The following is a 23485-nucleotide window of genomic DNA, read 5'->3' as shown; positions in this document are numbered from 1 at the left end:
TTGAAGGGCTAGCGCAGATCAAGTTTGTTGATTTGTTATTGCCCTTCAACTATGTGTTTATGCTATCAAAACTAATCCAGCAAAACCCTTTTAAACAACTGATTTAGTAACTCAAAATCGGCATCTCTGTCTCCGGCACTAGGAGGGTTTTCTTGATGTCGGCTAAGCTCAGATTCAATAAATTGATTGATTATCGGCACCGCTGGCGCATATTCCTTTTCTAAACTCACTTTTTTGCGAGCAACCAATTCAGAAATAGCTTCATCTAACGCTTCATTGTCAGCAACCAGTTGACGCAATACATCAAACTCTATCGGAGCTGGTTTGTCATATTTTTCTAGCCACATTATTGCCAGCAGCGGCCTGAGCACGTAAAAGTATTTTTTCAACGGCACCACATCTTTTTTCAAGTACTCGCGAAAATTACCGCGCGCCATGTGCAAGTAGTGATAAATACCTTTGTGAGACGATGCCACACTGGGCATTAAATCACGAGCCGTTGGCGCGAAAAAGCCATCGTCGAGATAAACAATTGGTGACTGTAACCACTCAATAAACGCGGGATTTGATTTCCAAAACAGTTTTAATGCTTTGCGAATATCCCAACCATTAATATCGATTTCATCAACAATTGGGTATTCAATTACATCGCGCTTGTCTTCAATGTCTATCGTTAGATAGTAGTCTTTGGGGTGCGCATAAATAAAGCGCACATCGTAATCGCTATTTGGGCTAGCAAAACCCCAAGCACGGCTGCCTGACTCTACCGCGTAAAGCACCTTTACGTTGTGCTCTTGTTCCGCAGCTTTGATTCGGCGCATTATTTCTGAGTACACGTCAGGTGCTATCACTTGCTCTGCTGTTAACATCACCATTTTATCTATCCAATCAATTAAGTTGTTGTTAAATCAATGCGCCAACGCTGTTTAGTCTGTTGCTCTATGCGTACTCTGACAGGTAAAAAGCGTTTAATTACGTCGATATTGGTCAGCGTGTGTAAACTTGGTTTAGTCGTGGTAAAACTGCCTGAACCAGCCAAGGCCATAGGTACCAACAATTGATCGGCTAAGTGCTCTTCTACCGTCGCTTGTGCATTCAAAAACTGTTTTACTCGCCCAGCACAACGCTTGGCAACGCGTTCAGCTGAAACACCAAGTTCGCCAACCGTTTCAAAAACGCTGGCATGAGAGTGAGTCGAAACCATCGCCTGAAAACTGTTTCCAGGGCCTGCACTTTCAACCAGCTCAACGTCTTGCGGTGCTTGTTGCCAAGCCAGTATTTTTACTGCAGTTGCTACTTCTCTGTCACCAATGTGCTTGGGCAGAGAACTTATCAACGCTTTGAGCTGGCATTGCTGTTCAACACTTGGGTCAGCTGCACGCGCATCTAAACCATCTATCGGCTGTAAACTAGCGGTCGGCTCTACCAGCATTTGCCATTTGCCACCACCAGCGGGATAAAAGCCTAGCTTCTCAATGCATACTCGACACGCTACTCCCATTTTGCGAAGCAGCGGTAAATATGAGTGTTGTAAAAAGCAAAGTGAAGGCGACATACCGTTGTGAGTGCCGCCTTCAAAGGTAACGGTGGAAGCGCTATTAGCTAAGGCCAATACCGGTAATATGGTTTGGCAAACCAATACCGTGCTGCCAGCAGTACCAATAGAAAAATGGTAATCACCGCCAGTTAATTCACCCGGCGAGAATCGAATGCTAGTAGCACCTAATTCAACACCTTCAACCTCAGCATTTGACACTGTTTTAGCTGCCATCACTGAAATATAGTGCTGGCGCAATAAACCGGGCTTTGCTCGATTGGCGCGAATATTTACTAGCTCAATTGGCTGCTTGGTTAAAATTGACAGTGTCAGTGCTGTCCTTAGCACTTGGCCGCCTCCTTCGCCTTGGGCACCATCTATGGTTATATATTTCATTTGTACTCCTTACCCTTTAACACAAACAATTTGCTTTAAGGTATAAACCACTTCAACCAAGTCTTTTTGCGCCGCCATAACTTGGTCAATATCCTTGTAAGCATGAGGAATTTCGTCGATTACCGCAGCGTCTTTACGACACTCAACGCCCTCGGTTGCGGCAATTTGATCATCAATAGTGTAAACCTTTTTCGCCTTGGTTCTCGACATCACTCGACCGGCACCATGGCTACAACTGTTAAAGCTATCAGGGTTTCCCAAGCCTCGAACAATAAACGAACGAGCACCCATACTACCTGGAATAATACCCATTTCACCTTTTTCTGCGCGCACCGCTCCTTTACGGGTCACAAAGCAATCTTTGCCAAAGTGGCGCTCGCGTGAAATATAATTATGGTGACAATTAACTGCCAATTCTGCCGTTGAAAACTCAATTGGTATTTGCTTTCTCAACGCTGCGATTGCGTTAAACATCATGATTTCACGATTTTTTGCCGCAAAATCTTGCGCCCATTCAACCGCTTCAACATAGTCGTCAAAGTACTCACTGCCCTCTTCGAGGTAAGCAAGATCAACGTCTGGCAAATTAATTTGATGACGCTGCATTTCTTTTTTGGCTAACTCAATAAAATAAGTACCAATACGGTTGCCAACACCGCGGCTGCCTGAGTGCAGCATAATCCAAACCGCGTCGTTTTCGTCTAAACAAAGCTCCAAAAAGTGATTACCTGTTCCCATAGTGCCCAAGTGTTTAACGTGGTTACTCTTGCTGATGGCTGGGTGTTTCTGACAAATTCTTTCAAAGCGAGCTTCAAGTTTTTTCCACTCGCCAGCAACTACCTCTGGAATATTATGCCAAGCGCCGCGATCGCGCGCTCCGCGTTTTCCACCTGTGCGTCCGTGCGGCACAGCCGCTTCAAAAGCGTGACGAATACCCGCTAAATTATCCGGTAATTGGCTTGCCGTTAACGTAGTTTTCGTCGCCACCATACCGCAACCAATATCGACACCAACGGCTGCTGGAATAACGGCATCAACCGACGGAATTACACTGCCAATGGTCGCACCTTTTCCCAAGTGAACATCAGGCATTACCGCAATATGTGAATGCACCAATGACATACTGGCAATGTTATTTAGCTGATCTTGCGCTTGTTGCTCAAATGGCACACCTTTAGTCCACGCCTTAATTGGCACCTTGCCTTCATTTTCGATCAAGTTATAGTGTTTATTACACATAAGTTTTCCTTAATTCTTTATTGATTGGCGCTAGTCCTTACTGCGAACTAGCGCTCTGTTAACTGCGCGTTAGTAGCAGTGCACTAGGCGATTTTGACCACGCCATTCATCAAACCTTCAAGCCCGCCGTAAACGGTTAAGCTCTCAATTTTGCCCGCTACTTTTTCGAGCGCTTCAAGCTCCTTCAAACGCATTAGTGTTGGGTTGTTCTCCATCACTTTTGCGGTGTTGTGTAAACTTCTAGTCGCCGAGGTTTCTTCTCTTCTTTTAATCACGTTGGCTTCAGCTGCTTTTTGTGCTTCAACAACTTGGTTCAGAATCGCTTTCATTTCACCCGGTAAGATGATGTCTTTGACCCCGACACTGACTAAGCTAATACCCATAGTTGTTAAACGCTCAGTCACTAACTCTTGAACGGTTTCGTTAACGTAAAGCTTGTCGAGCAAAATATCGTCAAGCGACTTAGTGCCAACCGCTTCACGCAAGGCCAATTGCAGCATTTTATAAACGTACTCTTGAGCGTTGTCGACACTACTCGCAGCAAGCTCTGCATCGTGAATTTTAATACTGGCGCTCAGGTTAATTCGCAAACTAACGCGGTCTTTACTCAATATTTCTTGGCCAGAAATTTCCAGCATTTGCGTTCTACAATCAAACGACTTTACTTCAATCGCGTGATTAAACTGCCAGAAACCATGGCTACCCGGCGCTAGTCGCTTAGACAATTGCCCATTGACGTAAAGTAAACCAATGTGGTCTTTGGCAATGTTGATATCGGCTACTGGCTTAATGGCAACGGTGCGTTCACTGCGGATTAGCCGTGATGCGGTATTGGCACCAGCGCGATTGATTTCAACCAAGGTCTTTTCATCAAGTTCGATGTTGTCATCAATAGAGACTCGCTCAACCCGAATATCACCTGCGTCTTTCCACAAGTATAAATTCTCGCTTGGCGCAACAACCCCTCGCAGTAAATCATTGATATACAGCATACCCACTTCGTTGCTCGCCATTTTCCAATGGCCAATGTGTTCGCGCAGTTGCTCATTATTTTTATATAAACGCTCTGCATTTTTTTCTGCAAAATAGAGTTTGTTAATATCAAAATAAACAAAGTCGAGTTCATCGCGAGTATCCCAAACTTTGTGCTTACCTGTAGATAGAACCTTATCTAAGGCTTGATTTTTAAATACGAGTACTCTCTCGTACTCTGCTACTGTCACAATTTTTCTAAATAAACTTTTTTTAATCATGTCTAAATTCCTTATTTTACGCCGACCTTTTTAGGGCGTTGTTAGTAAGGGTTCACAACTTAGTTAACAAAGGCTTTTAGTTTCATCTCTTGGGGGAGCTTCCTGCTTACCCGTGTTTATTCACTTCAGCGTTTATTAACCATTGGTTGCAACGGCTTACTAACTTTTTCTTCATTTATGGTTTATAGGGTGGGATTTGAACCCACAACAAACGAATTACTAGTTCGCTGCTCTACCAATTGAGCTACCTGTAATTTAAGGGAGGATTCGAACCTCCGACAACGGATGGAACCGTCACTCTGGCCTCTGAGTTACTTAAATAGTTATTGAGATGGGATTCGAACCCATGTCTAACGAAATCTCTTCGCTGCTCTACCCCTGAGCTACTTAATAGTGTTTGATTAGGTATACGCAGTCACAATGTTTAGCGCACCGGAGTGATTGTTGAGTCACTACCTCATAATCAGACAGGCTACCTATATCAAGTGATGTGCCAAACCAAGAAAAACCTCGTAAATAAAAATATAAGATGATGATTTTTATATATTAAATCTTGTTTTTATCTTTTTATACTTAAAGTCAGCTTGCGAGAAAAAACAACAAAAGATATCTTATTAGATATATAAATATCTTTTTGGAAACAAATAGTGAGAAGGAAAACAGTCGCGGTCAGCTTGATAGGTACTCAGTTAGACTTTGTTGGCAAAAGGGTCGATCGCTGGGCAAGATGGCGACCCAATATCAGTTTATGTAGCCAAGAAGACTTAATTATTGATCAGCTCCACATGCTGCACGACAATCACAGCAGCCGTTTAGCCAACAATGTCGCGGTTGATATCGAGTCGATCTCACCAGAAACAGAAGTGATACTTCACACCGTTAACTTTAACGACCCTTGGGACTTCGAGGAAGTTTACGCAAAACTTTTTGACTGGTGCCAACAGCAAAGTTTTGATGCAGACGAGAATGACTATCTGTTTCACATCACTACCGGCACTCACGTAGTGCAAATATGTAGTTACTTACTCACTGAAAGCCGACATTTCCCCGGCCGCTTAATTCAAAGTTCGCCAGACAAAACCAATAAAAACAAGTCGGTTGGTAAAACCCAAATTATCGATTTAGATTTATCTAAATACGATCAACTTGCCACTCGATTTGATGTTGAACACCAAGCCGGTAAAGACTTTTTAAAAGGTGGTATAAAAACCGAGAACAAAGCGTTTAACAAACTGATCAGCCAAATTGAAAAAGTGGCGATTCGCTCTCAAGATCCTATTTTACTGACTGGGCCAACCGGAGCCGGAAAAAGCCAGTTAGCCGGCCGTATTTATCAGCTAAAAAAGAAGCGCGCGATGCTAACTGGCCCATTGGTATCGGTGAACTGTGCAACCCTAAAAGGCGAAAATGCAATGGCGGCATTGTTCGGTCATACCAAAGGCGCTTTTACTGGCGCTCAAAAGAGTCGCGATGGTTTTTTACTTGCCGCCAACAACGGCGTGCTATTTCTCGATGAAATTGGCGAACTCGGTATAGAAGAGCAAGCAATGCTGCTACACGCTATCGAAAACAAAAGCTTTCACCCAGTTGGTAGTGACCATTTAGTATCAAGTAACTTCCAACTAATCGCCGGCACCAATAAAAACTTAGCCGAAGAAATTGCTCGTGGCGCCTTTCGCGAAGACCTACTGGCACGTATCAACCTGTGGACTTATCAACTTCCGGCACTAAAAGATCGCAAAGAAGATATTCCCGCCAATATCGACTATGAAATAGAGCTATTCAGTCAAAACAACGGCGAACGAGTGAGATTTAACAAAGAAGCGCATAACGCATTTGTTCGGTTCGCTTGCTCAAGTGAAGCACTATGGTCGGGCAACTTTAGGGATCTTAGCTCAGCCATCACCCGGTTGTGCACGCTCGCTGATTCATCTCGAATCACTACAGATGATGTTCAAGAAGAAATTGAACGCCTCAAGCGATTGTGGACGCCAACATGCACTCAAACACTAAACCAACATTTATCGCGATACTTGTCTAAACAGCAAATTGCCCAACTCGATAGCTTCGACGCGAAGCAGTTAGACTACGTTCTCTCGGTATGTAGCCAACACAATAGTATGGCGTCGGCTGGTCGAGAGTTATTCAACGTTAGTAGAACGCTCAAAGCCAAGCAGAACGACTCTACTCGTTTGCAAAAATATCTCGCAAAATTTGAGCTAAAATGGAGCGAATTGAACGGATAGTTAATCAATAATAAAGCGGCATACAAAGCAAGGTTTCCATAGCGGAAACCGCTTTTAGTTTATTCCTACGATAATAATCGATAAACTTGTACTCAGTTAAACAATCGCTAACACAAGGCTTTTAGTAATGAATTTTTCACGAATATATTTTTGGTATCACATTCTGACATAGATTTCCTGAGACCCAGTCCTAGGAGATCCTCTTCTGGGCAACCTAAATATATTCCTGACGGCAGCCCAGTTTATCAACTGGGCTTTTTTGTGCCCAAGAAAAGATATAGGTAAAGCAATGAATATGGGTATCAATACTCGAGTGAAAGAGCTCAATACTGAAGAAACCAAACTAGACGTGATCGCACTTATGCTCAATGTCAATAAATCTGCGGTCAGCAAAATGGGCAATAAAACGGTTGGCGATACCAACCTATTAAAGCTGAAAGAGTTTGTAGAAGCTGCCGGTGGTAGCTTTAGCACTGAGATCACTTTAGCAAACGGAGATATTATCAAAATCTAATCAGATTTTCGGAGGGTTAGCACGTAACTGGTAGCGTCCCTGACTGTAAATCAGGTAGCCCTAGGCTCTTGAAGGTTCGAGTCCTTCACTCTCCACCAGATAAAATAGCGAAGATACTGGGTATCGGCTGGCCTCCAAAACCTTGCCTGTAGGGTTCGAATCCCTATCGCTATGCCAACCAATGGCCCGTTAGCATAATTGGTTAATGCCCTCGCCTCATAAGCGAGCCGATGGGAGTTCAAATCCCCCACGGGCCACCAAAAATAAAACTAGCCTATAGCTTTCAGTTCTGGTCTTTCAGGTAAATCTTGTGGCTCTTTAATTGCCCACACTAAACCGAGCTTTTTGAGTATTTTTAAAACTTCCCAACCAAGATCGAGTTGCCCTGGCTTGATTCCTAATCGCGCAGAGCCAGGAAATGCGTGGTGATTATTGTGCCAACTTTCACCCATGGTTACTATCGCCGCAAAGCGAACATTGTGCCCTTGTATACTAGCCCTGTTTACGTGCCAGGTTCTCTCTCCTCTATTATGAGCAAAATAGCCAATCAGCCAATGACCTAACACAGATACAACAACCCGCATGCATATGCCCCAAATAACCCATGGCCAACCACCAAATATCCAAAAAACTATCGCCCAAGGCAACTGTTGTAACATCCACGTACGCTCCATAAAGTTGTATACGCGATCGTTTTGAACGCTACTTTCAATGTTCAACGATGGAGGCTTTTTTAATTTCAAATCGCAAAATAATTGCCAATACGCATCTTTAAGCATCGGTTGCTGGTGACCAAAATAGTCATGACAACTTTGTTGCCGCTGCGCCCAGTCTCGCATATCGTGCGTTTTTATCATTCCAAATGGGCCAGCCAGACCAACAATAACACCAAGGTGGACAAAGAAGTACTCAAGCCATTTAGGGCATTGGTAACTCTGATGGATTAACCTGCGGTGCATGCCCAAAGAATGTCCTAAGCAAAGTGATAGGCCAGTAAAGACAATAAACAAAATTAGCGCACCAAAAGAAAAAGTGAGTACTCCGCCAACTATCGACAAAACAAGCATGCCACCAAGCCACAATAATTTGAGTTTCGATAACACAACAATCCCATCAACGGCATTTGCGCTGTTGGAATCATCAACTCGTTCATTGTGGTATGCGCGTGAAATAGTTAATTCAGTCATGTTGATCTCCAATTACTTGGGGGTAATCATGTCATCTAATAAAAACTGGGCGGTTCTTTTTACGGTGTACTCCTGCAATGGACCAAAATACCAAACGGGGTCTAGAAATCGGTGATAGTTAATTGTCAATGTCACTTTAGTTTGCTTATCACCGATTGGTGTTAAGTAAATTTCGGTTCCTTGTAACTCTAAGTAGTTAGAGATATAGCTCGTATCATCAACAAATGTGGTTCGAATATAGTTGTCCTTAACCTCACTGATTTCCAACTTCATGCTGCCTTCATGAGTGTTAGTGACAAACCAACGATGATAGCGAAAACTAATTGTGTGAATATCCCCAGGACTAAGGCTCTCTGCCTGAACTTCATAGGGCATTGGAAATAATTCAAGCATCCAATGACGAGAGTTATTTAAGTTAATAGGCTGAATTAGCTGGTTTTTAATATCATCAACACTACCTAATATGATCTTTTCACTTGTTACCTGATAATCGCGCTCAAAACTAAACTCAGGTAGAACTCCTTCAAACGCACCAAAAGCGATAAATAATGGTAAAACATGAACATAGTTTTTACCGTTTCGCCTGCGCTTCAAGTATTCTCCCAGTGCTTCAAACAAGAACACTAGCAAGATAACGCCAAAGTAAATTGGCATAAACATGACAACGCAAATGAAGCCTTCAAATAGCACAATTGAACTGCCCAGCATAATTGCTAACGACAAAATAACGAGATTTAAGTAGCTGCGCTTCCAATTATCAGAGTGCTTTGGCCTATCGATAGTAAGTAAGAAAATTGCGATTAAAAATGGGATGCCAACATATAGCAGTGCTGAGCGATCAAAGTCGTACTGTATTAGTAATCGAATCAATATTGACGCGACACCAATAGCTAATAACGTTTGGACATTCTTATTCTTTATTCTGCTGAACATCGACTTAATCATAGCCTTCCACCTTAAATTCCTTTATTATTTGTACATCAAATACAAATTTAGTTAATTAACTATTTAGTTAAATATATAATCCAATGAGCGGCGTATTTCAAGCATTATCATCTTCAGTAAGACGAAAAATATTGGCTTACCTGTCAGAGGCAAGTCTAACTGCTGGAGAAATAGCAGAGCGTTTCGATATAAGTAAACCTGCACTATCAAAACACCTGAGTATCCTTTTGAGTGCAGGTGTAATAATTGCAGAAAAGAAAGGCCAGTATGTTCACTACAGCCTAGATAAAGAAAACCTGTTTGCTTCTATGAATGACTTTCTAGTGGATTTTTGTCCTGAAGGTAAACCATTAAAACTAGAAAGTGCAGAAATAGCGAAAGAGCAAAACGATAACAACCCTATAGACAAATCAAGTAAGAAGTAATTTATATGAGCGAAACTCTACCACCGTGCCCAAGCTGTCAATCAGAATACGTCTACCCAGATCAATCACTCCTTATTTGCCCTGAGTGCGGCCATGAATGGGATCCGAATGAGGCCGAAGAAGTGATTACGGCAAAAGATGCCAATGGCACTGAGTTAGTTGACGGCGACAGGGTGACTGTTGCTAAAGACTTAAAAGTAAAAGGCAGCTCGCTGGTGATTAAAATTGGCACTAAAGCCGTGGTTAGACGCGTACTTGATAAAAAAGACCACGAACTCGATTGTAAAGTTGATGGCGTTGGCGAAATGATGGTGACAGCCAAATTTGTTAAAAAGGCATAGTTCATAAAAACCACTAATTTTCAATGACTAACCTAGTCGCAATTTACCTATGTAAATTCATTTATACCTCTATCCGAAACAGTGATTACAGCTAAAACCACCTCAGCTGTAATCACTTGTTACATCATCAGATATCATTTTTTGCACAACTTACTTTCCAACATGGAAAGTTACTGCTATATTACTTTCCACGTTGGAAAGTAAAAAAAGGAAAGTAAGATGAGTGATAAAGAGCAAGACTATTCAGTACAGCAAGCCAGCGAGGCATTAAAGAGTATTAGTCAAAGCCAGCAACAGCTATTAAAGCGCAAACCACCAATGTTGTTGACCCTATTGATTAGCCTTAGCTACGCCATCATTATTCTCGGGTATGGCATGACCGAACACGAAAACATGTGGGCACTGGCAATATGGGGAGGCTTTGCCGCTTACCTGATATTTTGCTTTGCCTACTGGTACAGCTATCGATTATTGGGAATGAAATTGAGTTTATGGCCAAAGTCGAAACACTCTGAAAAAATGCAAATTCTCACTGGCTTAACCTTAGCGGCATTGCTGATTATTGGCAGGCAGTTAAGGCTCAGTTTTGATTGGTCGTACTCGCCACATGTCTGTGCGGCTCTATCGGGATTGTTGTTGTTTTACCTTTTAGTAAAATACCCAACCGGTGAATATGTTGATCAAGGTAACTCAAATGCTTGAGCTAGATAGCGTTATCCATGCCCCCAACCGCTTAAAAATATGTGCGATGCTATCGGCAATCTCTGAGCTTGATTTTCAATTACTCAAAGCCGAGTTAGATGTGAGTGACTCAGTACTATCAAAGCACATTAAAGCGTTGGAAAGTGCTGGCTACTTAATCGCAGAAAAGCGCAAAACCTCAGGTAGACCGACAACTTGGCTTAAACTGACTGCTGCAGGCCGCAAGGCATTTAACGAGCACGTCGCAGCACTTAAGTCGATTGTTGGTGAGCTATAAACACAGTCGCCCCGGGATTAGCCAAGGGCGACTGTGTATACCCAAAGACAAATACTCGTTCTTACTAGGTGTAAGAACGATTTACTCTCAGCCAGTAGGCGCTATACAGAAACCCAGCCGCCAACACTGTGCCACCTAAACTTACTTTGTCGAGTAAAACATTGAACGGTGCCATACTGACATCACGAGCACTCGACCAGCTGTGTTCAATAAGTTCAGGCGTAATCGCAAAGTATTCAGCAAATACTGGTAAAAACATATACGACGACAAATCAAAATACTGAACAACTAACACTTCAGCCAACAGCAATATGGTAACTGGCAGCACGGCCCACAAAAAGGGGGCTTTTCTCGCCAGCATCGACGCTAGCATCAGCCAAGTGTAAATCGGTAACAACCAAACTAAATAAGGTAATAAGTTTAGCCAAACCTTAGCAAGATTCGAGATTAGGCCGATGCTTGCCCATAATGACCACAGCGAAACGTCGTAACCAACTTGCAAAACAAGCGTCGCAAGTAAGCCAAGTATGACAAATACCAGTAAAGTTGCCGTTGCTGCTAGCATAAAAATCGCCGGAATCACTAAGGCCCCCGTGAGCAACTTAAAACCGATAGTACTGGCGTCTGAGACAGGTAATGATCGCCAAAAGTAGATGGATAAATCACGTCGTTCATCAAACAAGCAAGTGGTAAAGTAATAAAGCTGAACAATAAACGAGGTGATAATAAACGGCGTGAATAAGCCAGACATAGTGACAAAGGCCATTTGTCGAATCTCGTTGGCTCGATGGCCAGCAAGAATTTGTTCACCGTTGCGCGTAAAGAAATCAATAATGTTCTGACGCTGATAATCTTCAATCAATAAATATTGAATAACCGGCAATAAAATCGCAAGACTTGCCAGAATAACGGGCAGCCAAAACAAAATTTGCTGAAACTCCCAGAGTTCCTTTTTAATACCGGCGTTAAAAAATCGCATATTCATTAGCAAGCCTCCTTGTTCATTACACCCACAAAAATATCGGCCAAACTCGGCACACTCAATTGCCCTAACTCATGCAGTGGCTGACTATGATTATGGTCTGTACCTTTGCTGCTGTTAGCACTGTCGAATAGCATACTAGTCAGTCCCATTAAACTATTGGCATACAGTGGCTTTAACGACTGGGCTTGTGCTAACTGATCATTCGCGACAGTCAGTAATTTAAATCGTTCTCTAACACTGTCGACGTTATCCGCTAGCACCACTTTACCCTCTTGAATAAAGGCAACATCAGTCAATATGTGCTCTATTTCTTCAATTTGATGGGTGGTAACCACTATGCACTTATCCTCGTCGTAAAAATCTTCGAGCAAATGATTGTAGAATTGGCGACGTGTCAAAATATCGAGTCCGAGGGTTGGTTCATCGAGAATTAACACTTTGGCATCGATTGCTAAAATTAGTGCTAAATGCAACTGAGTCACCATGCCTTTTGACAAGCTTTTAACACAAGCACTGAGCTCAATATTGGTTTTCGCTAAAAAGGTTTCAGCTTGTTGATGATTAAACTTGGGATGAACATCAGCCATGTAACTCAGCGCCTGCGACACTTTCAACCACTTTGGTAAAACGGCAACGTCAGCAATATAGGCAACTTCCTGAAGCATTTTTTCTCGACTTTTCTTCGGGTTGAACCCCAGTACATCAACTTCGCCCTGATAGTCAATCAAGCCCAAAATCGCTTGCAAACAGGTCGTTTTACCCGCGCCATTGGGGCCAACTAAACCGAGGATCTGTCCGGCACTTACCGATAAACTAACACCGTCAACAACCTGCTTATCGCGGTATTTCTTTGCTAAATTTTGTACTGATATTAGTGGTGTCATGATTACTTCTCCTCAGTACCTTTTTCGCGGGTACTCAACAGCAATTGCTCAGGTGAAAGCTGCAAGCGCTCAATTTTTTCGATGATACTCGGCCATTGTTGTTCGAGAAATAGCTGGCGCTCTCGTGCCAAAATTAGACCTTGCACACCCGCCTTAACAAACAAGCCCTTGCCGCGCTGTTTTTCAACAATTTGCTCTTCTTGTAGCATTTGATACGCCTTTGAAATCGTCAGTGGGTTAAGCTGATATTCAGCCGCAACTTTGCGTACTGAGGGCAGTGCTTCACCCTCTTGAATATTGCCATCGAGGATCCGAGACACCACTTGTTGATATAGCTGCAAGTATATTGGCGTATCGGATTGCCATTGCTGTGCCATTAATTAAACTCCTAAAAAGTCAGGCTAACAATGGTGTTATACATCACCAACACACTAGTGACAAATTTTTTCGATTATCGAAATGTAAATGCTTGTTTCAGCAACCGTATTTTGCCCTCTACTCAAGGGCAAACCGGTTATAGGTTATACAAGGAATGGAGATAGATTTGAGCTAGGCTTAATGACCTAAAGTAATAGAGCGAACATTACTTAGTTTTGCGCGCCTGCTTATTCAAATCAAAGTCAAACTCGTCGGGAAATACTACTAAACCTTCTTCGGCTTCATTGGGAAAAGCAACAATTGCTAACTCGTCATCGAGTAGCCCTTGCGTCCAGCGGCTGTGCCACTTGTTGAGGGAAATAGCTTCGGGTTTGCAGTCTTGCCAATCACCTGTTGCCCAGCTTTCGGCAAATGCTTGGCTTGGCCATACTGGCACACAATCTTCGTCTTCGGTATTGAGCATCACACAACCGTGCTCGTCAGTTAAAATCCACACTTGACGCTGACTCACCACTTCTTTTAACAAATACTGATAGCGCTGCTCGACATTGTATTGGCTAATGGTTTTCAGTTGTTCGGCGGTTAACGGCTGGTTCATCAAAGTAATCTAGGCAAGAGGAGTGAGTGGCTATTGTCGGTGACTTCACAATGAAATACAACTTTTGCGGCTACAGGCACTCGCAATCTGTCACGAGTGCCTGACAAAATGGTCAATTATACCGTTCTGGTTGCAATCGCGGGTGCAATATTGGCCGCTTTCTTAGCTGGGCCATAAACGGCGAGCTGACCAACTAGCCATAGGGTAATCATGCCTATTGGAATATAAAACCAATCAATTGCACTGAGGCTAAAGGCATTTACTAAAACGACATTTAGTCCGACAGTTAACGCTGCGCCAAAGGCGACACCAACAGAGCTAATTAAAAAATTTTCCAGCATAAAGTAGCGCAATATCGCCCCTTGGCTAGCACCGAGAGCGCGGCGTGTACCAATTTGTTTTTTGCGACGATTAACGCTAAAGCTCGCCAAACCAACAATACCAAGTGCGGTAACCACGGTAAGAATTATCATGACCGTGGTTAAAATTTTGATCATAGCACTGTCGCCGCGATAGCTGCGCTCGCGATCTTCGGCACTGGTGCGCAAACCGCGAACAATACGACCTTTGTTGCTGGTTGCTAACGCCTGTTCTACTTCTGGCATCAATTTATCTCGCATACCTGGCTCTGTGCGAATCAAGTAACGTACCGTAGGAAACGCCAAACGCTCAGGAGATAATAAGGCGTGTTCGACATTGTCCCAACCGACCCAAGGCGCTTGCAGCTTATCGACAATACCTTTGATAATCATCGGCTCATTGTCATTGATATAAATTGTTTTGCCGGCCACACTGGCCCACTCGCTATCGGGAAATAACTTTTCTGCAAACGCTTTAGTGATAATCGCTTGCTCGGGCCAATCGGTTTGGCCTCGTTGTCGCCAGCGAATATCACTGGCAACAAAAGCTTCACCGGCGATTAATTCAAGGTCGAGGGCATTCAAACCATTTTCATCAACCATATAAATCGCCGAACCAATACCGTCATATTCGGCACCTGCTTGGGTTTGCAAGCTCATCGACCAACCACTGCCACTAATTGGTACCGCATTAATTTGAATGGCATCAACAACGCCAGGCAAGGCTCTCAACAACGCCAAGTCCTGTTCAATACTCACTTGATGATTAAAGTTAGGGGCAAAGGCTGAGCTGCCGATGTGAAAGGTATTGGCTTCATCAATACCACTTTCACGGGTCATTTTTTGGCTGCGTTCGACAATAATAAAAACCGAATTAACAATAATGGTCATGGTGATTGCAATTTGAATGGCAATCAAAATGGCACCAACTTTATTGCGCATCAACGCGCGAAAAATAGGGCCAATCTCCAAGTTTGAAGCTGACATATTCATTCTCCTATTGGCTCTTTAACTGACTAGCTGGTGCAATGTTACACGCTCGCCACGTTGGGTATAGCCCAGCGGCAATACTGGCAACCAGCGACAAACCAAGGCCGATAACAACTAAGGTGAAATCTAACTGAGTTAAGTGCTCAACAAAGCTGCCATAAAGTGCACCTATGCCTTGCAAACCAAGTAGTGCTAGCGCTAAGCCCAAAACACCACCGCACAAACCGATAACGGCAGTTTCAACTAAGTGCTGAATAAATAAGTTGCTTTTGGTAGCACCCAGTGCCCGACGCAAACCTATTTCTGCTGATTTGCCAGTGAATTTTGCCAATAACAAACCTATGGTATTGAGCAAACAAACCGCTAGGAACATAAACGATAGCCACAACATAATTTGCGCGTCATCGGCGACCACTTGTTGGTTTTCCATCCATTCCATGACATCTGATAGGCGGTTGTTCATTGGCCGCGCAAAGCGACCAAGCGCCTTTTGTTCACTAACGTAACTATTGAGAAAGTCGAGATACTCAGCTTCTTGCTGACTATTTTCTAGCTCAACCCACATTTGAAAGTTGACACATTCAGAGCGCAAGAATGCCTTAAAACCTTCACCCTCTGGCGATTTCCAGCAGTTAGTATTACCCCAATTCGGAAGCTCTAACTCCTCCTTAAGGTAAAATGGCATAAACAGTTCTTCGGTTTCGTCGAAAGCACCGTTGTTAACATCGTAGAACTTAGGTACGGGTTGCCAGTGATCAAGCACCCCAACAACGCGAAAGTTTTGCCCCATGATCACGATGTTTTTACCAACAGAGTTTTCACCACCAAAAACTTTGTCGTTAATTTCCCGCGTGAGCACCACCACGTAGTCGCGAGCTAAATCAGACTGCTGATCCCAACCATTACCGTATAAAAATGGGGTATTAAACATCGGGAAAAAGTCAGCAAAAGTTAACCGAATTGACGCTTCAAAAGGTTTGTCATCAGGGTTAGATGGCTCAATAACTGCACCCGATTTTGCCATAGCAGTTTGTCGTTTTGCTTTTTTCGCGGCCATCAAATTGGTCGCTTCAGTCCAAGTCAATTGATTGGGCGGATCATTATTGTCGTCGTTGTAAGGGCTCGTTGGGTCCCAGCTGTCGACTTGAACATAAAAAAGTTGCTGACTCTTTTCTGGTATCGGGTCAGCCGACATTAAGTAGTTAACAGTAATCGTGGTCATGCTCGAACCAATACCCAAGGCAATGGCAGCAACCATCAGCGCACTCAGTATTGGGTTGCGCTTGATACTTTTAAGCGCCAGTTTTAAATAGTAGCCAAACATAAGCGTTCCCTTCCCTTATGCGCTTGCTGCCGCAGCCAAATCGGCAACCGAGTGCAACTCACTGACCTTGCCATCGCGAACATAAATATTGCGTTTTGCTTGTTGGGCGAGTTCACTGTCGTGGGTTACCATAACAATAGTGGTGCCGTTGCGATTAATTTCTTGCAATAGCTCCATCACGCTTTGCGCCATTTTCGAATCTAAATTACCGGTTGGCTCATCCGCCAGTAGAAACCTCGGCTCACCAGCCAGTGCCCGGGCAATTGCCACCCGTTGTTGCTGACCACCCGAAAGCTGGGCAGGTAAATGTTTCATTCGGTTCGCTAAACCGACTAATTCCAAACTCTGTTCAATACGGCGGCGACGCTCAGCACTGCTAAAGCCCCGATAACGTAATGGCACATCGACATTGTCGAACAGATCTAAATCAGGAATAAGATTAAAGCTTTGAAAAATAAAGCCTATTTTCTCGTTGCGCAACTGACTGCGCTGCTTGTCATTGAGATGACTAACATCCATACCGTCGAGTTGATATTGGCCGCCGTCAAAGGTTTCTAACAACCCGGCAATATTTAAAAAAGTGGTTTTGCCTGAGCCTGATGGGCCAGTGACGGCGACAAAGTCACCTTCGTCGACGGTTAAGTTAAAATCGCGTAGGGCATGTGTTTCAACGGTGTCGGTGCGAAAAACCTTTTTTACATCCATCATTTTAAGCATGCTATTTCTCCTGTTGGTGCCAAGTTGCTCGGCTTAATTTGTTATATGTATTTTTTCGGCACCGTTAAATTGGTCAGTACCTGAAACGATAATGGTGTCACCGGCATTTAAGCCCGCGATAATTTCAACATTGGATAAACTTCTCGCGCCTGTGGTAATGGTTCGGCGCTCAGCAACGCCATTGTTAACCACGTAAGCTATGCGACCGCTGCCACTTTCGAGGAACTGACCCCGTTGCACCATAAGGACGTTTTGTTTGTTTTCCATTAAAATGCGTGTTGTTAGGCGCTGGTTTTGGCGTAAACCACTAGGCTTGGCCAGTGGCTGACCGTTTTGATCGTGGCTGGCAAAACGCACCAAACCCGTTACTTGATTGTTCTCAATTTCAGGTGAGATAGTAACGAGCTGCGCAAGGTGCGTTTCACCATTAAGGGTAACTTCAGCTAACATGCCGATGGTCAGGTCATCAGCGTAGCTTTCTGGGATATCGACTTCTAATTCAAATTCAGATAAGTCAACGACACTCAATATCGCTTGGTTTTTAGCCACTTGATTTTTCTGTTCAACCGCTAAATTACCGACAATGCCATCGACGGGTGAACGCAATACTAACTCGTCTACTTTGCGGCTTAGTTCAGCCACGAGTAATGCCTGTCGGTCCAGTTCAAGCTGCATGGTTTGAATTTCAAAGGTTAAGCTTTCTTTGTTGAGTTCAGCGTCTTTTACCGCGTGTTGATGAACCAGTTGCGCGTTTTCTAAATCGTCTTGCGCTTTTTCAAAATCAATCTGGCTAATAGATTTACTTTGATAGGCTTTATCGGCACGGCGCTTTTCTCGATCAGCTGCGGTTAAGGCGACTTTTGCCAAATCAACCGCCTTTTGGTTTTCAAGCACTTGCTTCTTGGCTTGAATGCGCTGGCGATCAATGGCTATCTTTTGCCGTGCTAAGCTCGCTTGTTCTTGCTCGAGTTGGTTAGTGAGCTCAGGGCTTTCAATACTCGCCAATACTTGGCCAGAACTCACCGTATCACCGGCAGCTACTTCAAAAGTAATTGTGCCTTGGGCGGTGCTGTAAAGTTTTGGGCTAACTGCAGCAACCACTTGTCCCTGTACCGACAAATCGCGAATAAAATCACCTTGGGCAACGGTTGCAACTCTAATGCGGTCTCTTGCAACACTGGCATCAGAGCTCGACCAATTGCTCAGTGCCGGCGCAAGTAAAAACCAACTACCGACTAACACAATCGTTATCAGTGCAAGCCACCAAAGGCGCTTACCGTTATTTTTAGGAGTCAGTACTACATCCTGAGCACTGGTATCAGAAATCTTCATCTTGTGGTCCTGAAATTTGAACAATCACAAGATAAGTAGAAGAAAGGTTAAAAAAGGTTTAAATAAAATTAAGTTTTTCAGGTGTAAAAACAAAAAAAGCAGGCCGAAGCCTACTTTTTGATATCAATTAAAAGCGTCATTACTGCTCAATAACAATCTCTTCTACAGCGTTTAACACCTTGATGTTATTACCTTTACTATCTTGGTCAATACGCGGCTTTTCGGCTTTATTGGCGAACTGATCACCTATTTTCAATTCAATTGAATTTACCTGGCCACGAGTTAAACCTGCGCTAGTAGTAAGCTCAGTAAACACATTGAGGTAGTAAGTACCATCTTGAGCGCTGTGAAGCGTTACAGGTACCTGATAGTTCGATTGACCTAAGGTATATTGTTTAGCACCTGTGCCTGAGATGATATCAAGTTCAGGAGCAGTAATAGCTACCTTGAGTGAGCCTTCTGTTTGAGTCGGAGAAAACGATAACTCAACAGTAAAGCTATCTCCCGCTTCGATTCGCTCAGGTAAAGTATATGCAAAAGCAATACTGGCATTTGGTTTAGTATAACCAGAAACTGTGTGAGTCACTTTTGCCGCTGTTTGCTCAACGACCGCTTCTGTTTGCTCTTGGTTACATGCACTAAGGCCAATAGTCATTAAACTGGCGAATAAAATACTATATTTCATCATTGTCTTCCTTTTATTCCTTATTGCACAGTAACATTAAAACAACTTACGCTATCGCGTGGACTGCGATTGCCGACAAAATTAAAGTCACTCAAGACAATGACATAATTGCCCGCAGATAAGTTAACACTGCCAACTTCAGTATTGGCTGCGGTACCTTCAAAGTTTCTAATGGTATTGCCTTGTTGTAATATCGAGATATCAGGATCACTGTTATTTGAACCTGAAGGACTTCTCACAGCGCTAAATTGATAATTACCCGCGCTTGAAATATTCAGGGTAAGAAAACGTCGATTACCAGAGCGATTTCTAGTGCCTAGTGCGTCAGTCAAACAAACATTCACAGGGTTACCGTTAGCACTCACTTCAGTATAAATAGGTAACAAATTGGCATTACCGGCATTATTAGTCTCTGTTGAACCTCTAGCATCAATGGTATTACTGACGATATTTTGTCCCGAGACCAAAGTATCTATAGCATCTGCACTCTGTGGATTATTAGCCTTTAATGCACTAACAAAACTAAAAATACTCGTCACTAACTCCGTATCTTTCTGCTCGTTAGTCATGACTTGGTAAATGGGTCCAAAGCCAAGTGCAACAGTATCAATACCAGCTTCTTCTTCAGTGTCGAAAAGATCATAAACAATCGCTTGCACAGAACCTTCACTATACCAGCCAGGGTTATCCGCTGGATTATTGTTTCTATCTACATCAAAGTTAAAACCGCTTGCTTGACGAGCACCCAGGCTATCGTGATAGACGGGATCTTGGTGAATAATACCCGCAAGGCCATTGCCCCAACCTTCACCGAATGCCAGCCTCATATCTAATACATCACCTATAGAGTGAGGACCCCCCGTAGAATCAGAGCGAGAAAAATTAGCTTCAAAATAATGACCCCACTCATGGGCAATGACGTGGCGATCATATTCATCCGTATCAGTACCTTCTGCACCTAGAATGAATAAGTCGTTTCGATTATTACTTCGCCTAAAGAAAGAAGTGCCAATGTTACCCGTAGATAAATCACTACCAGCTACCGGACGGTTATTAATACTCCAGTTAATATTCAGTTCAGCAAAGCTTGCTGATGCATCGACAGAGCGGACAAGTTGCATCGCGGAATATACAGTATCAAGCATAGCTAAAGGTGCAGCAACTCGAGCACTAGTATATGAGCTGCCACCCCAACCTGAAGGCGCGTGAATATTGCGCTGAGAGTTACTGGTGCCGCTAGAGACTAACCCACCATCAATAACATAAACCGCATCGCTACTGGTATTATCAATAATACGGGCTTGCCAACCTTCGCCGAAGCCAGCTAATTCAGCGACAATACGCACTCTAACGTTAGTATTTGCACTTACATCAAATGAATATTGACCTTGCGCATTGGTTTCTGATGTTGCCAAAACCGCTTGATTGGCGTCGAGCAATTGAACAGTAACACCCTTAGATGTTCTAGATTCAATCGCGTTATAGTTTAAGCCTACTGAACTGTTGTGTGGAACAAAGTCATAACTAACGACGCCAGACACGGTTACCGTACTCGGTGTCGGAGTTGGTGCCGGAGTTGGTGCCGGAGTTGGTGCCGGAGTTGGTGCCGGAGTTGGTGCCGGAGTTGGTGTTGGCGTTGGACTTGAAGAGCCCCCACCACAAGCGCTTAGCACTGAGGCTAATACACTTATTCCTACGTATTTACGTACAGTCATATCGATCCTTTGTTCACTTAACCTTATTGTCATTCCAAGTAATTATACGCATAGATGTGCGCGAGCAAAAGTGCAGCCTACCGCAATCTTCGTAATTTAATCGACCCACACCATGTAAGTTGTTTCTGGTTCAACTTACAGTTATTTAATCGTCTAAAACTGTTATTCACCATTAAACTTGCTAAGATAGCTCAGCTAAAACCGATGCTAGAACAAAGCTAGCCTGTTATTTTCTCAAATCAAGTGCGAGTATGGATTACGCAAATTACCGATTTCTGATTGTCGACACTATCAAACAGTCCAGAGACAGCCTCAAACAGTTTGCCTATAACCTTGGCGATGTCAGGGTCGATATAACGGCGTATGTAAGAGATGCCTTGTCCTTCTGCCAAGATGTTCGTTATGACGTGATTTTACTCGGCTACGATCTCGGAGAAAAACAGAAAAACGGTCAGCAATTGCTTGAAGAGTTGCGAGTAAAAAACCTCGTTAAGCAACAAGCTATTGTCATCATCATTACCGCTGAGATATCGCAGGCGATGGTATTAGCCGCGTTAGAGCACAAACCTGATGAGTACTTAACCAAACCCTTTACTCTAAAAGATTTAAAGCGAAGACTAGATAGATCGCTTGCCAAAAAACAGGCAATGAATAACGTCTACAGAGCGCTCGACAACGAACAACACGATAAAGCGATTGAACTTTGTCAAAGTGTTATTGAGAAATACCCACATTATCGCAACGAGTGTTTAGGTATTATCTCTAGGCAATATTTTGAGCTTAAGCAGTATCAAAAAGCTGAGGAAATTTATCAAGGTTATAAGGATAAGCCAAACTGTCAGTGGGCTGCTATTGGTCTTGGAAAAATCGCGCTTGCACAAGAAAACTATCAGTCGGCAATCGAACATTTTGACAGTATCATTGAAAAGACACCACGTTACCTTAAAGCCTACGACTGGTTAGCAAAAGCATATCAACTCAAAGGTGAAAAAAAGAAAGCAGAACAAACCTTAGAACAAGGCTTGGTAGTTTCTCCCAGGTCAGTCGGCCGTCTAAAAAACTACGCCTTACTGTGTTTAGAAAATGAAAACTACGAAAAAGCAACTGATGCGTTTAAACAAACTAATGAATTGGCACTTAACTCAGTTCATCACAAACCTGAAAACGCTTTACTGTTTGCGACCTCATTATTAGAACTGTTTAACAAACTGCCAAGCCAAGAAGCCAAGAAACTTGCCAATCAAGCCTATCAGGCACTACATATCATGGCAAAAGAGTTCAATCAGGAAGAGTTAATCATTCGAGGTCACTTGCTCACCGCTTCTCTGCAGGTAAAGACTAAAGAGCACACTACTGCCAACAACACGACCCGTAGAGCCGAAAAGTTACTTGAGACCCTACGCCATGACCTTTCGGCAAACGGTACCATCGAAATATCTAAATCACTGATAAACTTAGATCGAAAAGACACGGCTACTGAGCTACTTACCACCTTAGCGCAAAATAACCCAGAAGATAAAAAGCTTCTCGAACAAATAGATCAATGTGCTGGTAACAAAATCAGCTCAGCGGTCACGCAAGCACAAGAATCAGTCAAAGTTGCTATGGCTCACTATCAAAGTAAGCGCTATGAGCAAGCAATTGATGAACTCAACAAAGTATTGTCAATGTTCCCTGATCACAATGGAATTAAAATGAACCTGCTACAAGTGCTTCTTGTAGCTCAAGAACAAGCGCAAGCACGTGCCCAAGACTTGATTCAAAGTAAATCTCTAATCACCGAATTTGAACAGCTATCCGCAAAGCACTATTCTCTTGATCGCTTTCAAAAGCTAAAAACCAAATACATAAGCCTCAACGAAGTACAAGAAGAAAGTTGATTAGTGGTACATCACACTAATACGACTCAATAATACATAACAGTCGATCATTAGCTAAAGATTTTTTGCTTGGATTTAGATACAAAAAAGCCGCCCATTAGGCGGCTTTTAGTATGATGGTGGAGGGAGGTGGATTCGAACCACCGAAGGCGGAGCCGTCAGATTTACAGTCTGATCCCTTTGGCCACTCGGGAACCCCTCCAAAACAGGGAAAAGCCCAGTAATAACACTGGGCTTTAGAATAGAAGCTTAGCGATGACCTACTCTCACATGGGACCTCCCACACTACCATCGGCGCAGTTGCGTTTCACTTCTGAGTTCGGCATGGATTCAGGTGGTACCACAACGCTATTGTCGCTAAGCATAAACAGTTACAATCTTGGAAAACGTCTTATATATCTTATTCAAGTATCACGTTGAGTACGTGATGTGCTTTTGCAATTTGTTTGTCAGCACACAAAACCACTTGGGTGTTGTATGGTTAAGCCTCACGGGCAATTAGTATCAGTTAGCTCAAGGCCTCACAACCCTTACACACCTGACCTATCAACGTCGTAGTCTCCAACGACCCTTTAG

The 23485-nt window shown here is 43.3% G+C and carries 23 protein-coding genes, 5 tRNA genes and 2 rRNA genes; 9 read left to right on the top strand and 21 right to left on the bottom strand.

Translation table 11 applies throughout. The annotated features are described in order from the left end of the window. Positions 1-71: 71 nt before the first annotated feature. The 6 genes from J7384_RS05370 to J7384_RS05345 all read right to left on the bottom strand — a co-directional run bounded on the left by J7384_RS05370 (position 72) and on the right by J7384_RS05345 (position 4818). Entirely contained in the window at positions 72-875 is an 804-nt protein-coding gene (locus J7384_RS05370; protein WP_247741650.1) for a nucleotidyltransferase domain-containing protein, read from the bottom strand. Positions 876-892: 17 nt separating this feature from the next. Then, on the bottom strand, positions 893-1933 hold the full coding sequence (rtcA, locus tag J7384_RS05365) for an RNA 3'-terminal phosphate cyclase (protein WP_209111859.1): 1041 nt from the start codon (positions 1931-1933) through the stop codon (positions 893-895). 9 nt (positions 1934-1942) lie between these two features. Then, a complete protein-coding gene (locus J7384_RS05360; RefSeq protein WP_209111857.1) occupies positions 1943-3172 on the bottom strand; it encodes an RtcB family protein in 1230 nt (409 codons plus the stop codon). An 83-nt stretch (positions 3173-3255) separates the two neighbouring features. Then, the gene (locus tag J7384_RS05355) at positions 3256-4425 is read right to left on the bottom strand and encodes a slipin family protein (protein WP_209111856.1); all 1170 of its coding nucleotides are present in this window, start codon (positions 4423-4425) and stop codon (positions 3256-3258) included. A 178-nt stretch (positions 4426-4603) separates the two neighbouring features. After that, positions 4604-4679: transfer RNA gene (locus tag J7384_RS05350), tRNA-Thr, on the bottom strand. Positions 4680-4748: 69 nt separating this feature from the next. After that, positions 4749-4818, bottom strand: a tRNA-Ser gene (locus tag J7384_RS05345). Between the two features lie 254 nt (positions 4819-5072). On the opposite strand from J7384_RS05345, the gene rtcR reads away from it, so the two are divergent. The 4 genes from rtcR to J7384_RS05325 all read left to right on the top strand — a co-directional run bounded on the left by rtcR (position 5073) and on the right by J7384_RS05325 (position 7445). Beyond that, positions 5073-6671 (top strand): RNA repair transcriptional activator RtcR, encoded by a 1599-nt coding sequence (rtcR, locus tag J7384_RS05340; RefSeq protein ID WP_209111855.1) that lies wholly within the window; start codon positions 5073-5075, stop codon positions 6669-6671. Between the two features lie 289 nt (positions 6672-6960). Next, the gene (locus J7384_RS05335; protein ID WP_209111854.1) at positions 6961-7185 is read left to right on the top strand and encodes a hypothetical protein; all 225 of its coding nucleotides are present in this window, start codon (positions 6961-6963) and stop codon (positions 7183-7185) included. A gap of 10 nt (positions 7186-7195) precedes the next feature. After that, positions 7196-7283, top strand: a tRNA-Tyr gene (locus J7384_RS05330). An 85-nt stretch (positions 7284-7368) separates the two neighbouring features. Further along, a tRNA-Ile gene (locus J7384_RS05325) sits at positions 7369-7445 on the top strand. Between the two features lie 9 nt (positions 7446-7454). On the opposite strand, the gene J7384_RS05320 is transcribed toward J7384_RS05325, so the two are convergent. Continuing rightward, positions 7455-8372 (bottom strand): acyl-CoA desaturase, encoded by a 918-nt coding sequence (locus J7384_RS05320; protein ID WP_247741649.1) that lies wholly within the window; start codon positions 8370-8372, stop codon positions 7455-7457. Between the two features lie 12 nt (positions 8373-8384). After that, positions 8385-9317, bottom strand: a complete 933-nt coding sequence (locus J7384_RS05315; RefSeq protein ID WP_209111853.1) for a hypothetical protein — start codon at positions 9315-9317, stop codon at positions 8385-8387. 83 nt (positions 9318-9400) lie between these two features. On the opposite strand from J7384_RS05315, the gene J7384_RS05310 reads away from it, so the two are divergent. The 4 genes from J7384_RS05310 to J7384_RS05295 all read left to right on the top strand — a co-directional run bounded on the left by J7384_RS05310 (position 9401) and on the right by J7384_RS05295 (position 11062). Next, entirely contained in the window at positions 9401-9742 is a 342-nt protein-coding gene (locus J7384_RS05310) for a metalloregulator ArsR/SmtB family transcription factor (RefSeq protein ID WP_209111852.1), read from the top strand. Between the two features lie 5 nt (positions 9743-9747). After that, positions 9748-10083, top strand: coding sequence for a zinc ribbon domain-containing protein YjdM (locus J7384_RS05305; protein ID WP_209111851.1), 336 nt, complete (start codon positions 9748-9750; stop codon positions 10081-10083). 219 nt (positions 10084-10302) lie between these two features. Beyond that, complete coding sequence (locus J7384_RS05300; RefSeq protein ID WP_209111850.1) at positions 10303-10785, top strand: hypothetical protein; 483 nt, start codon at positions 10303-10305, stop codon at positions 10783-10785. Next, on the top strand, positions 10778-11062 hold the full coding sequence (locus tag J7384_RS05295; RefSeq protein ID WP_209111849.1) for a transcriptional regulator: 285 nt from the start codon (positions 10778-10780) through the stop codon (positions 11060-11062). The genes J7384_RS05300 and J7384_RS05295 overlap by 8 nt, the downstream gene beginning before the upstream one ends. 64 nt (positions 11063-11126) lie before the next feature. Here the strand turns inward: J7384_RS05295 and J7384_RS05290 are convergent, their stop codons facing one another. The 10 genes from J7384_RS05290 to J7384_RS05245 all read right to left on the bottom strand — a co-directional run bounded on the left by J7384_RS05290 (position 11127) and on the right by J7384_RS05245 (position 21029). Then, positions 11127-12047, bottom strand: coding sequence for a hypothetical protein (locus J7384_RS05290; RefSeq protein ID WP_209111848.1), 921 nt, complete (start codon positions 12045-12047; stop codon positions 11127-11129). Beyond that, a complete protein-coding gene (locus J7384_RS05285) occupies positions 12047-12931 on the bottom strand; it encodes an ABC transporter ATP-binding protein (RefSeq protein ID WP_209111847.1) in 885 nt (294 codons plus the stop codon). The genes J7384_RS05290 and J7384_RS05285 overlap by 1 nt, the downstream gene beginning before the upstream one ends. A gap of 2 nt (positions 12932-12933) precedes the next feature. Continuing rightward, positions 12934-13308, bottom strand: a complete 375-nt coding sequence (locus J7384_RS05280) for a GntR family transcriptional regulator (protein ID WP_209111846.1) — start codon at positions 13306-13308, stop codon at positions 12934-12936. A gap of 206 nt (positions 13309-13514) precedes the next feature. After that, the gene (locus J7384_RS05275) at positions 13515-13907 is read right to left on the bottom strand and encodes a DUF2750 domain-containing protein (RefSeq protein ID WP_209111845.1); all 393 of its coding nucleotides are present in this window, start codon (positions 13905-13907) and stop codon (positions 13515-13517) included. Between the two features lie 116 nt (positions 13908-14023). Continuing rightward, positions 14024-15253 carry an FtsX-like permease family protein gene (locus J7384_RS05270; RefSeq protein WP_209111844.1) on the bottom strand — a complete coding sequence of 410 codons (1230 nt, stop codon included), beginning with the start codon at positions 15251-15253 and terminating at the stop codon, positions 14024-14026. A 10-nt stretch (positions 15254-15263) separates the two neighbouring features. After that, a complete protein-coding gene (locus tag J7384_RS05265) occupies positions 15264-16580 on the bottom strand; it encodes an ABC transporter permease (protein WP_209111843.1) in 1317 nt (438 codons plus the stop codon). A gap of 15 nt (positions 16581-16595) precedes the next feature. After that, positions 16596-17297, bottom strand: a complete 702-nt coding sequence (locus J7384_RS05260; protein WP_209111842.1) for an ABC transporter ATP-binding protein — start codon at positions 17295-17297, stop codon at positions 16596-16598. A gap of 33 nt (positions 17298-17330) precedes the next feature. After that, entirely contained in the window at positions 17331-18629 is a 1299-nt protein-coding gene (locus J7384_RS05255) for an efflux RND transporter periplasmic adaptor subunit (protein ID WP_209111841.1), read from the bottom strand. 139 nt (positions 18630-18768) lie between these two features. After that, positions 18769-19317 (bottom strand): hypothetical protein, encoded by a 549-nt coding sequence (locus J7384_RS05250; RefSeq protein ID WP_209111840.1) that lies wholly within the window; start codon positions 19315-19317, stop codon positions 18769-18771. Positions 19318-19334: 17 nt separating this feature from the next. Beyond that, positions 19335-21029 carry a hypothetical protein gene (locus J7384_RS05245; RefSeq protein WP_209111839.1) on the bottom strand — a complete coding sequence of 565 codons (1695 nt, stop codon included), beginning with the start codon at positions 21027-21029 and terminating at the stop codon, positions 19335-19337. 251 nt (positions 21030-21280) lie between these two features. Between J7384_RS05245 and J7384_RS05240 the strand changes: the two genes are divergently transcribed. Beyond that, entirely contained in the window at positions 21281-22909 is a 1629-nt protein-coding gene (locus tag J7384_RS05240; protein ID WP_209111838.1) for a tetratricopeptide repeat-containing response regulator, read from the top strand. A gap of 117 nt (positions 22910-23026) precedes the next feature. Here J7384_RS05240 and J7384_RS05235 read toward each other — a convergent pair. From J7384_RS05235 to J7384_RS05225, 3 genes are all read right to left on the bottom strand, one after another. After that, positions 23027-23111: transfer RNA gene (locus J7384_RS05235), tRNA-Tyr, on the bottom strand. A gap of 45 nt (positions 23112-23156) precedes the next feature. Continuing rightward, positions 23157-23271: ribosomal RNA gene (gene rrf / locus J7384_RS05230) — 5S ribosomal RNA — on the bottom strand. 115 nt (positions 23272-23386) lie between these two features. After that, a 23S ribosomal RNA gene (locus J7384_RS05225) occupies positions 23387-23485 on the bottom strand; the annotation flags it as partial.

The organism is Endozoicomonas sp. G2_1 (assembly GCF_017744155.1).
GTDB lineage: Bacteria > Pseudomonadota > Gammaproteobacteria > Enterobacterales > Alteromonadaceae > JAGHQT01.
Note: the sequence above shows the minus strand (reverse complement) of the source record. Positions and strands in the feature narration are given on the sequence as shown.